This is a genomic window from Komarekiella delphini-convector SJRDD-AB1 (assembly GCF_014831675.1).
Lineage (GTDB): Bacteria > Cyanobacteriota > Cyanobacteriia > Cyanobacteriales > Nostocaceae > Komarekiella.
The window spans coordinates 54,707-69,856 of sequence record NZ_VJXY01000017.1 but is presented as its reverse complement, the minus strand read 5'-3'; the positions used below and the strand labels follow the sequence as shown (position 1 = coordinate 69,856).

Here is a 15,150-nt window from a genome sequence, read left to right as displayed (position 1 = left end):
TTAACTTTTCAGTATATTTTCTATAGAACTATCAGTAATCTTACTTTAAAAATGAATTAGTACTTAAATAATGAAATATTATGACCTTTCAAGAACTGCGTGAGTTATTAATTAAACAAACTGGGTGGAATATTGACCCAATAAATAACCTATCGTTTCTATTGATTAAGGAATTAGAAATAAATTGGGATTGTAATGTAGAGCCAAAAAATAATGAAAAAAGATTGATAAAATATTATATTAGTTTTGAAATTGACGATTTCTCTAGTAAAATCAAATCTTTAAAAATCAGAAAATTTGATAGTTTTCAACCTTATTCAATAAAAACTCGCATATTTTATATCAATGAAACATACAATATTGATACTATAGTTGATGTAATAAAAAAAGAAATACCTTTTGACAAAGCTGATCCTATTCCCAGAATTTTTTACTAATTAAAGATATGGAAACTTGGTTATTTTGTGCTGTTTTGGTTGACTTGGGAGATGCGGTTGTAGACGAACGAATTATATTTCCCCTTTTGACCGCATCTCTTAAAAAATGATTTACTGAGGTCTCTATCATTAATTTTTACCAAGATTATGGAATCTCCTATCGAAAGAATTAAACTCTCCCAAACAGCCAAAGACCAACTTACCAAACTCAAACGCAGCACCAAAATTGACCAATGGAACATCTTATGCCGTTGGGCGTTTTGTCGTTCCCTAGCAGAACCAACCGCACCTTCCCCCGTACCCATTCCCCAAGATAGCAACGTCGAAATGACTTGGCGCGTCTTTGGCGGCGAAATGTCCGATATTCTCCTCCTCGCACTCAAGCAACGCTGTCACAATGACGGTTATCCCACTGATAAAGAAACCCTCGCCACTCAATTTCGCCTGCATTTGCATCGTGGTATTGGTTACTTAGCAGGCGATCCAAATATCAAGAAAATTGAAGATTTAATTGAACTAGCCATTAAACATTGAAAGAATATTAACTACTGGGTGTCTTAATTACGAATTACGAATTACGAATTACGAATTAGTCTTATGCCCGAAGCGCTAGAAATCGAGCGTCATAGAGCTGCGATCGCCCGCACTGATCTATCTCGCCCTGTACGATTGGCAATAGAGTGGGCAATCTTGCATAAAGATACTACTTTTTTTGACTATGGTTGTGGCTATGGTGGTGATATACAGCGAGTAGAAAACTTAGGCTACACCAGTGCAGGCTGGGATCCTTACTACTATCCCAATGCACCCATCACCCCTGCCGATGTAGTCAACTTGGGTTACGTCCTTAACGTCATTGAAGACCCAGAAGAAAGGCGTCAAAGTTTAATCCAAGCTTGGGAACTCACGCAAAAAGTTTTAATTGTTGCTGCTCAAATACTGATTAACGCTCCCAGCAAAACTCAATTAGCTTACAACGATGGGATCGTGACTCGGCGCAATACTTTTCAGAAATATTACGAACAAGAAGAACTCAAAACTTATATTGATGAAGTGCTAAATGTAGATGCAGTACCGGTGGCGTTAGGCGTCTACTTTGTTTTTCGAGATGAAGCCGAAAAAGAGAGTTACAAAGCTATCCGCTTTTTTTCTAGAACTTCTACGCCGCGAGTCCGCGTCCCCAGCAAGCGGTTTGAAGACTATCAAGAACAACTCGAACCACTAATGGCTTTTTTTACTAAGCGCGGTAGACTACCTGTCAAAGGCGAATTAGACAATGAACAGGAATTATTGAGCGAGTTTGGTAACTTTCGCCGTGCCTTTGCTATAGTTTTGCAAGCTACAGACGAAGCCGAATGGGATGCGATCGCCTATCATCGTTCTCTAGACATCCAAGTTTACCTCGCACTCACCCACTTTGATCAACGCCCTGCATGGCAAAAGCTAGCGCCAGAAATGCGTCACGATATCAAAGCCTTTTTTGGTAGCTATGAGGAAGCCTGCGCTGTAGCTGACCAAAAGCTTTTCAGTTTAGGTAAACCAAGGGTTATTCAAACTGCTTGCGAAAAAAGCAAAATTGGTAAACATACACGTAGCGCCCTTTACGTCCATGTTTGGGCATTGGCAGCACTAGATCCCTTGCTGCGAATTTACGAAGGCTGCGCTAGCCGTACCATTGGGCGGGGAGATGGAGCCACGCTGGTAAAATATTACACTGATAAACCACAAATATCCTATCTGTTTTACCCAGAATTTGACACTGACCCTCATCCAGCCTTAAAAGCAAGTATAACTATTGATTTAAAAACCCTATTCGTCACTCACCGAGACTATGAAAATAGGGTAAATTCGCCGATTTTGCACCGTAAAGAAAACTTTGTTACCAACAACTACCCGCTTTACGAAGAATTTGCTCAACTTACCCAACAAGAACAGCAATTAGGACTGCTCAAGCAAAAAACCGATATCGGTACACGTGAAGGTTGGGAAAAATGCCTTGCTGCACACAGGGTAGAAATTAGAGGTCATCAAGTTTATCCAATTCAGGAAAGTTAAAAAATGGTTTTCGGAAAGTTAAGAAACTGTTGACGCTGTAAGGAAATCCTGAATTTCTATTTCAGCCAAGTAAATCTTGGTAAGTTGGCATGTTTACATATAATTGCATAGCAGCAATGGCAAAATATCTCAGTCATTGAAAGGGATTAATCCAGAACTACTGCCACCCTGAGAATTCAAACCCTTATAGGTATTAACATGATACACTTTCTCATTTACTCGTTGTATTTTATCCAAACTCCAATTACCATGACTGAGATTTCCTCAAAAAAGGCAAAAAATTGAAACTATGAGGGAAATTAAATCGCTGCTACAAGTTTTTGGCAGCCGCAAAATGGCGGCTTTATTGTTACTAGGTTTTGCATCCGGTTTACCATTATTGTTAATCGGTAATACCTTAAAGGCTTGGATGACCATAGAAAAGGTAGATTTAGCAGCTATTGGATGGTTTAGCCTCGTTGGATTGCCTTATTCCTTGAAGTTTCTTTGGTCGCCTTTACTAGATAGGTTCACCCTGCCAATTTTGGGACGGCGGCGGGGTTGGTTAATTTTGACACAGATTGCTTTGATAGTAGCGATCGCAGTCATGGGTTTTCAACAACCCAAACAAGCATTACAGCTTTTAGCTATCAACGCCATAGTCATTGCCTTTATTAGTGCAACTCAAGATATCGCTAGTGATGCCTACCGCACTGATGTTTTGGAAAAATTAGAAATGGGGGCTGGTGCAGCGGTTTTTATCTTAGGTTATCGAATTGCCCTCTTAGTCGCGGGTGCTTTAGCCTTGATACTTGCCGACAACCTGCCTTGGTCATCAGTTTACTTGATTATGGCAGGAACGATGGTGATCGGTATTTTTGCCACCTTGTTAGCACCAGAACCAGAAGCAATCAGCCCTCCAGCTTCCTTAGCCGATGCTGTCGTCTTGCCCTTTAGAGAATTTTTCCAGCGTCAGGGTATTATTCAAGCTATTTTAATTCTTGTGTTCATTACTCTATACAAGCTGGGTGACGCCTTACTGAGCAATATGACCACGCCCTTTTTGCTGCAAACTGGTTTTACTAAAACCGACATTGGAGCAATTCAGGTAGGCATGGGATTAATTGCTACCATTGTTGGTGCTTTAGCGGGTGGTTCAATTTTGAGCACAATTGGCATCAATCGCTCACTTTGGGTATTTGGTGTTTTGCAAGCTGTCAGTAATTTAGCGTACTTTTTTCTAGCATATATCGGTAAAAATTACCAAGCTATGGTACTTGCTATCAACGTAGAACAGTTTTGTGGTGGATTGGGGACAGCAGCCTTTGTTGCCTTTTTGATGAGTCTTTGTAACCAGCGGTTTTCCGCAACTCAGTATGCTTTGCTTTCGAGCTTGATGGCTGTTAGCCGGGATATTCTAGCATCTCCTGGTGGCGCGATCGCCCAAAGCACAGGATGGCCTGTATTTTTCTTAATTACCATCGCCGCCGCTATACCAGGACTACTCTTATTACCAGTGTTTGCCCCTTGGAACCCTCAACCAGTGGCAGTATCTAGACCAGGACTTGAGGAAGAAGAGGATATATGGGGAATCAAGTAGTTATTACTGTCGGCACATTGATCCTCTTACTCACTGGGTTGTTACTTGGCTATGTTCTCTCGCAGTTAGTTTTAGGATTTTTGGGATTCAACCTCCTAACTTTTTTTGGAACACTCAGCCTGATTCTAATTTTTGGTACACTTTATTACGTTTTATTTTGGCAGTTGAGGAGACAGACCCCAACCCCATCATTCAGAGGAGAGATCCCAAACCAAGTAGAAGAGAGTGCATCTGATAGCTATCTCAAAAACAGGCTGATCGCTAGATTATCTGGTGATACTGCCGCTGCCGAAAGGTTAATTGAGCAAGCAAAAGAGAATTATCCTGGGATGCCAGAGAATTGGTATTGTGAAAGAGTACTCGATGACTTAGAGCGCGATCGCCGATAATCTGTTATTTCTTCGCCTCGGAAAATCGCTAAAATAAATCAAGAAAACTTTACAGATATTTAGCTAGGTTCTCATAAAAGTCCCTAGCTTTTTGCAATCCAAAATATGGCTATTTTTCGTCAGTACATCGCCCCACTGCTTGCAGTATTAGTATTTTTCTTTGCCTTGGTGGCTGTCAGTGCCCGCATATTTTTACCCTCCGACATGGCAGCACCCGCACCAATTGAAGAGGTAGGCGTGAGTGTTCAACCCACTCCTGTCCCACCAACAGTACATAACTCAGCTAGCTAAGTGAATGAACGTCAAAAGTGTCTGAGCAACTACTACCGGGGTTTCATATTCGCCGTGGCTCAACTTTAGATCGGTCGCTACTGGTCAAGTTCATGCAACGGACTTACCAGGATATGTTCCCCAACCAAGATTTTGCCCACTTAGAGCAAACAGTTAAGCAATACTTTTCTGGCGACACACCCTTGTGGTGGGTTGAAGAAGAGAGGGAGGTAGGGGCAGGGAAGCAGAAACGAAATTTCTCCTCTGCCTCCACTCCCCCCATCGCTTGCCTCTGGGTAGGTAATGCCATAGACCAAGTGCGGGGCGATCGCCATGCTCACATCTTTATCCTCTACGTTGTGCCAGAATATCGACGGCGAGGTATTGGCACAGCTTTGATGCGATATGTAGAAAATTGGGCCACTCAAAGAGGCGATCGCCAAATCGGACTGCAAGTGTTTCAATCAAATACACCTGCATTGAATCTTTACAATCAATTGGGTTATCAAACCCAATCCCTCTGGATGATAAAATTCCTGAGTGCAGAAAAATAAACTAGTGCATAACGATAACATTCTGTAGCGTTTTAGTTATATCAGTTCTCGTGAACATCAAAATCAACCTGGTTGATGAGATGTACAATGATGTAACTGACATCTATCAGGGTTTTATCTGTTGGCATGGAGGGTTGTGAGTTAATCCCAGCTAGGGATTGAAATTATGTACGACGAAGACGACCTAAGCCTACTCGATGCCGAGGTGGAGCTAGAAAGCCCCCTAGATAAAATAGAGCCGCTAACTGCTGAGTCAGAGGAAGCAAAGCCAGATCCAGAAATGATGCTAGCCCTCCTAGAAAATCCTCAGCCCCAGCAAAGGATGCTAGCAGCTCGTGCTTTTTGTGACATTGAATATCCCCGCGCTACTCCTCATCTAATTCGTCTGTTAACTGATACTTGTCCTTTAGTTAGAGTAAGTGCTGCATACGGACTCGGACGTAATCCCAGTCCAGATGCAGTGGGCCCGTTAATTACCCAATTGCACCAGGATTGGAATGGCTATGTACGTAAAGGTGTAGTTTGGGCTTTAGGAAACTGCCGCGATCGCCGTTCCTTAGCACCCCTAGCAGACGCCTTAAGAACCGACATCTCCGCAGTTCGTTTGTGGGCTGCTAGTGCCCTAGCACAGATGGCAGACGTAGGTTATGAGGCAGTTTTAGGAGCGATACCGCCACTAATTGGAGCCTTAGTTAAAGACCCTGTAGCCGCAGTTAGGAGTAATTGCGCTTGGGCGATCGGACAGTTATGTCGGGAATTGCCTTCTAACGTAGTTTATGCCACAGCGATCGATGCACTAATTCAAGCCTTTGCTGAAGACCAAGATTTAGGAGTGCGCGAAGACGCGAAAGCCTCACTACTAGGAGTAGGTGATCCCCGTGGTTTGCAGCTAATTGAAACTCTAGAACAAGAAGGGTGGTTTTAACTTTTGAATTTCCAAAATTCAGACTTTACAAATCAATAGCTTTCTTTACTCTGTCTTTTAACTCCTTTGCTACCCCAACCCTTACTGAGCTTCAGTTGCAGGCTTGACTAAATTAAGGTCATAAGGTCGTTCTGTATCGTCCTCACCTAAATATTCACCATTTTGAATTTCCAAAATAATTAGTGGAATATGTCCGGGATTTTCTACCTTATGCAGTGTCGCTGCTGGAACAAAAGTTGACTCATTTCGATTCAGTAATACTTCTTCTTCTCCACAAGTCACCTTCGCGACACCAGAAACTACAACCCAATGTTCATTGCGGTGATAATGGATTTGCGGTTTAATGCCGTGCCTAGGCTTGATTTCAACACGACTAATTCTATAGCTTTCTCCCTCCTCTATCACCTCCACGTTACCCCAGTATCGTGTACCTGAATGTGAGGAAGGTTCGTTGATATTTGACTTAATATTATCCTCATTCTGAGTCATAACTAATTTCTCAACCAGATGACTATTACTATTATTCTCCAGTAATTTAACGTAACCAGATAAAGCTAGGGTTAAGCCACACAAAGAAATGCTGTCAACGCGGTCTACTTAGCGATCGCGTACTACATATTTAATATTAAATACTAGAAAAACTCTTTCCCAGTCCCCAATCCTTAGTCCCCAGTCCCTAATCCCTAACCCCCCGTATACTGAATCCGATAAATACGATTATTGGCTTCCTCCGTTACTAACAAACTGCCATCAGGTAATACGAGTAAACCCACAGGTCGTCCCCAAGTAGTTGGTGTAGAAGGATTTAGCAAAAATCCTGTGAGAAAGTCTTCGTAGTAACCTTGTGGGCGGCCTTTACTATCGAAGGGAACAAAGACAATTTTATAACCAGTGCCGCGATCGCGGTTCCAAGAACCACGAAAAGCAGTAAAAGCACCGTTCCGATACTTTTCTGGAAATGTCTGACGGTCATAAAACTGCAAACCTAATGCAGCTGAATGCGATTGAAAAAGCACATCCGGGGTTTGGGTACGGGCTACTAAGTCGGGGCGCTTACTTTTATTATTCGTCTTTTGACGTGGATCGAGGTTGCTTGGCGTCAGATAAGCATACGGCCAGCCATAGAATTCCCCTTGCTGGATGCGTGTTAAGTAGTCTGGCACTAAATCATCACCAATACCATCCCGTTCATTAACAGTAGTGTAAAGTTCCTTCGTTACAGGATGAAAGTCTAAACCAACAGGGTTACGCAAGCCAAAGGCAAAAGTCTGCTGCTGGGAACCATCCAAATTCATTACTTGTACCGATGCTCTTGGTAAAGGTTCCTCATCCACATTGGTTCCTGAACCAATTGAAACATATAACTTATTACCATCTGGCGAGACAACAATATTGCGCGTCCAATGATTGTTATAACCCTCAGCAGGTAAGTCAGCGATTTTTTTCCCCTTACCTGTAATTTTGTTTTGGCCCTGAGTATAAGGAAAACTTAGTACAGCATCAGTGTTTCCTAAGAAGAAGGAATCACCTGCAAAAGCCATACCGAAGGGTCTATTGAGTCCATTTGTCCTGTTAGCAAAAGTCTCTTGGACATCTGCTACGCCGTCGCCGTTACTATCACGCAACAGACGAATGCGGTTTTGCCCCGTTTCCGTCACCAGCACATCACCACTGGGGGTTAAAGCCAGCCAGCGAGGGGCATCTAAACCTTCAGCAAACACATTAACTGTAAATCCTGATGGTACACGTAATACGGGGTTTTGGGGAATTGGTACAACTTCGGGCCTCTTGGAAACACTGTCCGTAGCGAAAGGTGCTGGTAAATTCTTCAGGTTAATTCGGATAGGTGTAGGTGAAAGTGGTTCAGTACGAACGCTATTTTTCGGCTGTGTAGAATTCTGTGCCAACTGGGGCGAAGGTGCAGATACTTGCGTGGTATTGTCCAAGGAGGCGCGAGTCTGGTTACAGGCTGCTGCTGTAGTCAGTAACAAAACTAGCAGCAAGAAACGCGCAGAAACTTTCATAACAGCAAAAATGATACACAATATTCTTAATGTAAACCTGAAACTCGATAAATATCGCCAGTCTAAAGTCCGATTTTCATTACTTCTTACTCAAATCATTGCTTGCCCTTGTCTCATTACCAATAGATAATTTACTCCGGTAGGAGTTGTCTTCACCAATAAACTCTCCTTGTGTACTACATGGAAGCATTACCTGCACAATTGTTTTTTCTTTTGGCTGACTTTGAATTTTTAGTGTACCACCGTGCAATTCAACCAAACGTTTGGCAATAATTAACCCTAAACCTGAACCTTCTTGTTCGTAAAGTTTGCGCTCAAATTGCTGATAAGCTCCCAATTCAACAATCTGATCTGCTGTCATACCTCTACCGCAATCAATAAAACATAGATTAAAAGTATTGTTAACAAACTTACTAGTAACTAAAATCGGTGTCCCTTGTGGGGAAAACTTCAAGGCATTATCAATTAATTCTTCAATAATTTTATAAATTTTTGTAGGAGATATTTTTAGATGACATGCATGTAAATCTAATTGTAAATCTGCTTCCCGCCCTGCATGTTTAGCTTTTTCCATCATTAAGTTAGTTAACGCCGATGTCGGAAAGACTGTTTGCTGACTTTGCAGTAAGTTGATTTGCTGGGGCTCGGTTGCTATAATTTCAATTTCTGCATATAGTAAAAAGTTTTGGATTAATTTAAATAAACGTTCACCTGATTTATAAATATCTTCTGCCATTTCGCGAATTGTTTGTGAGTCAAGACTATCACTTTCTTCCATTAGCAGCTGCGAAAAACCTAAAATGCCATTTAGAGGTGTTCGCATTTCATGAGGAAGAGACAAAGTAATACTATTACGTAAATCATTTAGTTTCTTTTGAGATTGCTGATTAATTACTATTTGCTTTTCTAATCTACAGGTAATAGCTGCTAGCAATTCCGCCCTTCTAAATGGCTTAATAATGTAATCATCTGCACCTAATTCCATACCTTGACGAAAGTCCGTTTTGTCAGATTTTGCAGTCAGAAAAATCAATGGTATCATCGCAGTTAGCTGATTTTGTCGTAGTGCCTTCAGTACTCCATGACCATCTAATTCCGGCATCATCACGTCGCAAAGAATCAGATCGGGAATTTCCTCTTGGGCTAACTGCAAACCGAGAAGACCATTTTCTGCGCCAATTACCTTGAAATCTTCAGCATCAAGCAAATCTAAAATATTTTGACGTACGTTTATATCATCTTCAATTACTAGTATTTTGTTCATCTGTCTAAAACAATAAAGAATAAATTAGTTGTCTTTTTATTTTTAATTACTGTTAAAAATATGAACAAACTTTAATAAATAAATTAATATTATTGATCATTTAGTTTGCTCTTTAAGTCTGCATAATACATGAGCATAAAAATATTTTAATTAATTTTATTTATACCGATAAACATTTGTTAGTTAACAAAAAGTTTTCAAATTCTGCTGCTGGCAATGGACGACTAAATAGAAAACCTTGTATAGCACTACAATGATGTTGGCGCAAAAAAGCAAGTTCTGCTTCTGTCTCTACACCTTCAGCTACTACATGTAGATTAAGATTATCAGCCATTTGAATCAATGCTTTTGTAATTGCTGATTTTTGTGGATCATTGGCAACATTATGGATAAAATAGCGATCAATTTTTAATGTATTAATTGGTAAGTTTTTCAAATAAATTAAAGAAGAATAGCCAGTACCAAAATCATCAATTGCGATTTTAACACCCAATGATTGCAATTTATTCATGGTAGCGATCGCACTATTAATATCTTGCATAATCATACTTTCAGTTAATTCTAATTCTAAATAATGAGGTTCCAAATCATTAGCGTTTATAAAATAAATTATTTTTTGAATAAAGTCTGGTTGATTAAATTCAATTACCGATAAATTTACAGTAATACTCAAAGAATTAATTCCGGCATCACGCCAGATTTTAATTTGTTCACATACTCTTTTCAAGACCCATTTACCCATAGGAACGATTAAACCTGTAGATTCTGCTAACGGAATAAATTCTCCTGGTGTAACCATTCCTAATTCAGGACTGTGCCAACGTAACAAACTTTCAGCAGCTATTATCTTACCAGAAGCAATATCGACTATTGGTTGATAATAAACTTCAAACTCTTGGAAATTATGTTGTTTAATTGCTCGATGTAAGCTAATTTCTAATAATTGCATCTTTGGAGACAAATTATTAATAATATTTGGAGGAGATAAATACTTTTTCAAAGCAGCATGTTTTTCTAATCTATTCATAATTGCACTTAATAATTCCCCACGAGTAAATGGCTTAGTTATATAGTCATCTGCACCCATATTCATTCCTTGACGAAAGTCACTTTTAGCAGATTTTGCAGTCAAAAAAATGAAGGGAATAGTTGCAGTCAAAGGGTCTTGACGTAATGTAGTTAGTACACCAAAACCATCTATTTCTGGCATCATCATGTCGCATAAAATTATATCAGGAATTTCAGCAATAGCCATTTGTAAACCAATTCTGCCATTGGCAGCAGCAATAATCTCAAAACTTTCCGCTTCTAGTAAATCCAAAATATTTTCACGCACAGCTTCTTCGTCTTCAATTACTAAAATCTTAGGCATATTACCTCAGTTTTACTTTGGTTTTTTAATGGTAGAGTGACAATAAACTTCGTAGTAAATCCCAGCTTACTTGTGACAGTAATTTCACCTTGGTGTATGTCTACACACTTTTTTACAATCGCTAATCCTAATCCAGTTCCTAGGATATTACCGACATTTCTAGCACGATGAAAGGACTCAAAAAGTCGCGGGAGGTCTTCTTCTGGAATGCCAATTCCCTGATCTTGAATTGCAAATACAGCTCGCAGATCCTCACAGGTGAGAGTAAACTTAACAGTGCTACCAATTGGGGAATATTTGATCGCATTCGAGAGTAAATTACTCAGAATATGTCCCAGCAATTTTTCATCCATGTAGCATGGTACAGATTCATATTGACTAGTAAAAGAAATTATGTGCTGATTACTGAGATTTAGCTGTACTTCTTCTACTAATTGACGACAGTATTCTACTAAATCTAAAGATGTTGGTCTGAACTCTAATTTTCCTGCTTCCGCCTTACCAATAACCAACACATCATTTAACATTTCAGTCATTCGCTTGACAGCGCTTTGAATCCGATGCAGATGAGTGAGTTGTTTCTCTTGTGTCCATTTTTGGCGATAGTGTTCTAGTAACTCGCAAGAAGAAAGGATAGTACTCAACGGCGTGCGGAATTCGTGAGAAGTCATGGAAACAAAGCGGGATTTAAGTTCGCTGAGTTCTTTTTCTTTTTCTAGTGCAACTCTCAGTTCATGTTCCAATTGCTTGCGAGGTGTGATGTCTGCCCAGTAACCGACCATTTCCACAGATTTGCCAGCTTGATCCCGCACTACCTTACCTTGGTCGTGTACCCAACGATAAGTACCATCTTGGTGTAAAAAGCGGTATTCTAATGTATACTGCCCTTGCTCCAAAACGTTTGAGAGTTTGGCAAACGCTTGGGTTGCATCTTCCGGGTGGAGATGACTACCCCAAAAGCTAGGATTTTCAACCATTTCCCGTGCTTCATAGCCCATCATCGTGGTGACATTTTCGCTAACGAAAGTACCGCCAAAATCTCCATAACTCCTACAGGTATAGATCACAGCTGGGCTGGAGGAAAGTAAATATTGTAACCGTTGTTGGCTGACAAGTAGTGCTGTTTCTGCCTGCTTACGCTCAGTAATATCATTTTGAATGCCGATGTAATGGGTGAGATAGCCATCGATGTCATAGACGGGAGAAATATTTAACTCATTCCAAAACAGACTGCCATCTTTACGGTAATTGCGTAAAATTACTGTAAAGTCTTTTCCTTCTCGCATGGCAGCATTGAGTTCTTGTAACCCTGGTTGATTAATATCAGTACCTTGGAGTAAAAGAAAGTTTTGTCCAATCACTTCTGCTGCCGAGTAGCCGCTCATCCGCTCAAAAGCTGGATTGACATAGATGATTGGCCTCGCTGGCATGGTGACATCGGCGATAATAATGCCATTGCTGCTGGCAGCGATCGCGCGATCGCGCAATCGTAAACCTTCCTCTGCTTGCTTGCGCTGTGTAATATCCGTATAAATATTGACAGTTCCCACTATTTTGCCACTGTGATCTTTAATCGCATCAGTACAAAGATAAATTTGCAAGCTTCTACCACAGCGGGTTTGCATCATCACCTCACCACGCCACGACTCACCCCTTTGAATTTTAGCAAGTACTTTTTTACACTCTATTTTTTGCTTGAAAATAACTTTTACTCCTCCGGCAGCTTGCAATTCCTCCAAGGTATACTCAAACAGTTTGATAAATGCGGCATTGACGTAAATACCTTCACCTGTAATATCAGCCATGCCAATGGCGTCGCTTGTGCTTTCTATCGCTTTGCGAAAACGTAATAGCGATTCTTCGACTAATTTACGGTATGTAATATCTGTAGAGATGCCACCAACGGCATAAGAGATCCCATTAGCATCTTTTAAAGGAAACTTCACAGATAAATAAGTGTGTAAACCATCATTGAGGGGAACAACTTCTTCAGCTTCTATGGGGATACCACTTACAATGACCTGGTGATTATTAGCTGCAAAACCATCAGCAATCTCATAGGCAAAAATGTCGTAGATGCTTTTGCCCGCTATTTGGTTTTGAGTAATATTCAATAGCTTTTCAAACTGATGGTTGATCAACAAGAATCTATCTTGAGAATCTACTAGGTACATCACAGCTGAAGAATTATCTAAAATCGCTTGTAGCTGTTGTTGAGTCTCCCGCAATGCCGTTTCTGCTTGCTGGCGATCAGTGATATCTTCAAAAGTGCCTAAGATACCTACCACATTGCCTTCGAGATTATGAAGTGGAACTTTATTAGTATTCAGCCAAGTCTGTTTGCCGTCTGCTCTCAATAAAGGTTCAATTATGTGATACTCGGGTGTATTGCTCTGCATCACCCTAATGTCACATTCACGGTAGAAGTCTGCTTCCTCTTTCTTCCAAGGTAAATCATAGTCTGTCTTTCCTACGATCTCTTCTGGACTGTTCAAGCCACCAGCGATCGCAAAGTTGCGATTACAACCCAAGTAGACAGAATTTCTATCTTTCCAGAAAATACACTGAGGAATAGTGTCCATAATTAGTTGTAACATTTGCTGGGATTGCCGCAGTTGCTCCTCCACGATTTGGCGCTCGACAATCTCAGACAATAGCTGCCGATTTGTTTGTTTTAAAACAATAGTTCGCTCAGCCACTCGCATTTCTAATTCTTGGTTCACCTGTTGCAAAGCTGCTTGTGTCTGTTTGAGTTCAGTAATGTCTCGTGCTTCAGCAATCAGTAGCGCAACTTTCCCAGTTTCTTCTATCAACGGCTTCAAAGAAAAATCTATGGTTCGTACTGTTTGGTTTATACCGAGTACATCAACTTCGTAACGGACAAATTCCCCTCTAGCCGCAAGTGCTATTGCTACTTTGAGTTGATTCTGCGTTTCGTGGGAAATCGTCCACCATCGCGTCTCCCAGTATGGACGCCCAACTATATCTTCTGGCTGTAATCCTCCAAAATCGAGTAACGCTTGGTTGGCTTCTAGAACAATACCTGCTGGTGTTAGCAATCCGGTAAACTGGAATGTGCCGTTGAAGATAGCACGGAATCGTTTTTCGCTCTCATGCAGTGCTGCTTCTGCCTGCACGCGGTAAGTAATATCCACAGAAACTCCAATCATGCGAGCAATGCCTGTAGGATCTGTCAATACCATGCCGCGTGTGAGTAACCATTTGTACTCTGAGCGCCCTTTTACAAGTATTCGATGTTCTACTTCAAAAGAGCTAAGACTGGCGATCGCTAATTTGTGAGCATGAGCAAACTTTTCTTGATCATCCGTATGTACTAGCGCCAGGACTTCGCTGTAAGATATCTCTTGAGTTTCTCCAGTTTCACTAACCATACTCAAGAACAACATCCGATCATTATTCAAATTGCGTTCCCAATAAATTGTTTGAGTCGCTTCCAAAGCTAATATTAGTCGAGTGGCGCTCTCCTGCAATATCTCAAAAGCTAGCAAACGTAGTCGTTCTTGGGATTCCTCGAAGTCACCTCTAGTTTTCTGGGTTTCTTGTGCCAGCACTTGACAAATACTTTCAGAAGTGATCGTTCCGACAATTTGCCCTTGATCATCTACAACTGGCAGTATCAACTGCTGGTGCAACAGTAACAATACTGATGTGAGATCCGAAAATTCTGATATCTTCAGCATCATGACTGAAGTATGCATGACTTCAGAAATCTTGGCTGTTCTCAAGTCAATCCCTGAAGCTAAAAGCTGCACCAGATGCCGCTCTGTAAAGTACCCCAATATCTGCGAAGCTGATCCCACCAAGACATTCTTGCCCTGTGCCGCCATTAGTGCGATCGCATCCGATAATGGTGTTTCTGGCACAACCATCAGCGGTGAACAGTCAATTATTGACTCTAAGCTTTGTAGCCCGATAAGCTGAGGTAAAGCTTGCATAGATGATTACGATAACTATTATCAAAAAGTAGTTATCTCAAGTAGTTTATTAAGTAACCTCTAATATTTTGACGCGAACTAAATAATATTATCTCTGGATAAACACGGTAAAGCTTGTTTTAATAAATACAAAGCGTTTGATGCACAGAAGCAGGGGGGAAGAAATAATTGTCAATCAACTCTTTCCTTCCCTGCCTCCCTTGCTTATCCGAACCGTATTGCTCCCGCTCCCCCTACCTCTTCACTAGAACACCGATTTAGTATTCAAGATAAAGGCGAAAAAAAACCGATTATTTCGTAGAGACGTTGCAATGCAACGTCTCTA

Annotated in this window: 13 protein-coding genes; 8 read left to right on the top strand and 5 right to left on the bottom strand. The window is 40.8% G+C overall.

Annotated elements, in window-relative coordinates:
- Positions 1–80 precede the first annotated feature (80 nt).
- The 8 genes from FNW02_RS16835 to FNW02_RS16800 all read left to right on the top strand — a co-directional run bounded on the left by FNW02_RS16835 (position 81) and on the right by FNW02_RS16800 (position 6,209).
- A complete protein-coding gene (locus FNW02_RS16835; protein ID WP_191758664.1) occupies positions 81–437 on the top strand; it encodes a hypothetical protein in 357 nt (118 codons plus the stop codon).
- A 147-nt stretch (positions 438–584) separates the two neighbouring features.
- Positions 585–971, top strand: coding sequence for a DNA sulfur modification protein DndE (gene dndE / locus FNW02_RS16830; RefSeq protein WP_191758663.1), 387 nt, complete (start codon positions 585–587; stop codon positions 969–971).
- Between the two features lie 63 nt (positions 972–1,034).
- A complete protein-coding gene (locus tag FNW02_RS16825; protein WP_191758662.1) occupies positions 1,035–2,492 on the top strand; it encodes a DNA phosphorothioation-associated putative methyltransferase in 1,458 nt (485 codons plus the stop codon).
- A gap of 289 nt (positions 2,493–2,781) precedes the next feature.
- Positions 2,782–4,071 (top strand): AmpG family muropeptide MFS transporter, encoded by a 1,290-nt coding sequence (locus FNW02_RS16820; RefSeq protein ID WP_191758661.1) that lies wholly within the window; start codon positions 2,782–2,784, stop codon positions 4,069–4,071.
- A complete protein-coding gene (locus FNW02_RS16815) occupies positions 4,056–4,460 on the top strand; it encodes an ABC transporter permease (RefSeq protein WP_191758660.1) in 405 nt (134 codons plus the stop codon). Before FNW02_RS16820 ends, FNW02_RS16815 begins: the two co-directional genes overlap by 16 nt.
- A 105-nt stretch (positions 4,461–4,565) precedes the next feature.
- A complete protein-coding gene (locus tag FNW02_RS16810) occupies positions 4,566–4,751 on the top strand; it encodes a hypothetical protein (protein WP_191758659.1) in 186 nt (61 codons plus the stop codon).
- Positions 4,752–4,768: 17 nt separating this feature from the next.
- A complete protein-coding gene (locus FNW02_RS16805; protein ID WP_191758658.1) occupies positions 4,769–5,284 on the top strand; it encodes a GNAT family N-acetyltransferase in 516 nt (171 codons plus the stop codon).
- A 166-nt stretch (positions 5,285–5,450) separates the two neighbouring features.
- Positions 5,451–6,209: a HEAT repeat domain-containing protein gene (locus FNW02_RS16800; protein WP_191758657.1), complete on the top strand. Its 759-nt coding sequence runs from the start codon at positions 5,451–5,453 to the stop codon at positions 6,207–6,209.
- Between the two features lie 81 nt (positions 6,210–6,290).
- Here FNW02_RS16800 and FNW02_RS16795 read toward each other — a convergent pair whose 3' ends face one another.
- The 5 genes from FNW02_RS16795 to FNW02_RS16775 all read right to left on the bottom strand — a co-directional run bounded on the left by FNW02_RS16795 (position 6,291) and on the right by FNW02_RS16775 (position 14,825).
- Complete coding sequence (locus FNW02_RS16795) at positions 6,291–6,698, bottom strand: phosphomannose isomerase type II C-terminal cupin domain (RefSeq protein ID WP_191758656.1); 408 nt, start codon at positions 6,696–6,698, stop codon at positions 6,291–6,293.
- A gap of 194 nt (positions 6,699–6,892) precedes the next feature.
- The gene (locus FNW02_RS16790; protein WP_191758655.1) at positions 6,893–8,233 is read right to left on the bottom strand and encodes a PQQ-dependent sugar dehydrogenase; all 1,341 of its coding nucleotides are present in this window, start codon (positions 8,231–8,233) and stop codon (positions 6,893–6,895) included.
- A 79-nt stretch (positions 8,234–8,312) separates the two neighbouring features.
- Positions 8,313–9,497: a hybrid sensor histidine kinase/response regulator gene (locus FNW02_RS16785; protein WP_191758654.1), complete on the bottom strand. Its 1,185-nt coding sequence runs from the start codon at positions 9,495–9,497 to the stop codon at positions 8,313–8,315.
- A 160-nt stretch (positions 9,498–9,657) separates the two neighbouring features.
- On the bottom strand, positions 9,658–10,869 hold the full coding sequence (locus FNW02_RS16780) for an EAL domain-containing response regulator (protein WP_191758653.1): 1,212 nt from the start codon (positions 10,867–10,869) through the stop codon (positions 9,658–9,660).
- Entirely contained in the window at positions 10,854–14,825 is a 3,972-nt protein-coding gene (locus FNW02_RS16775; RefSeq protein ID WP_191758652.1) for a PAS domain S-box protein, read from the bottom strand. Before FNW02_RS16775 ends, FNW02_RS16780 begins: the two co-directional genes overlap by 16 nt.
- Positions 14,826–15,150 lie beyond the last annotated feature (325 nt).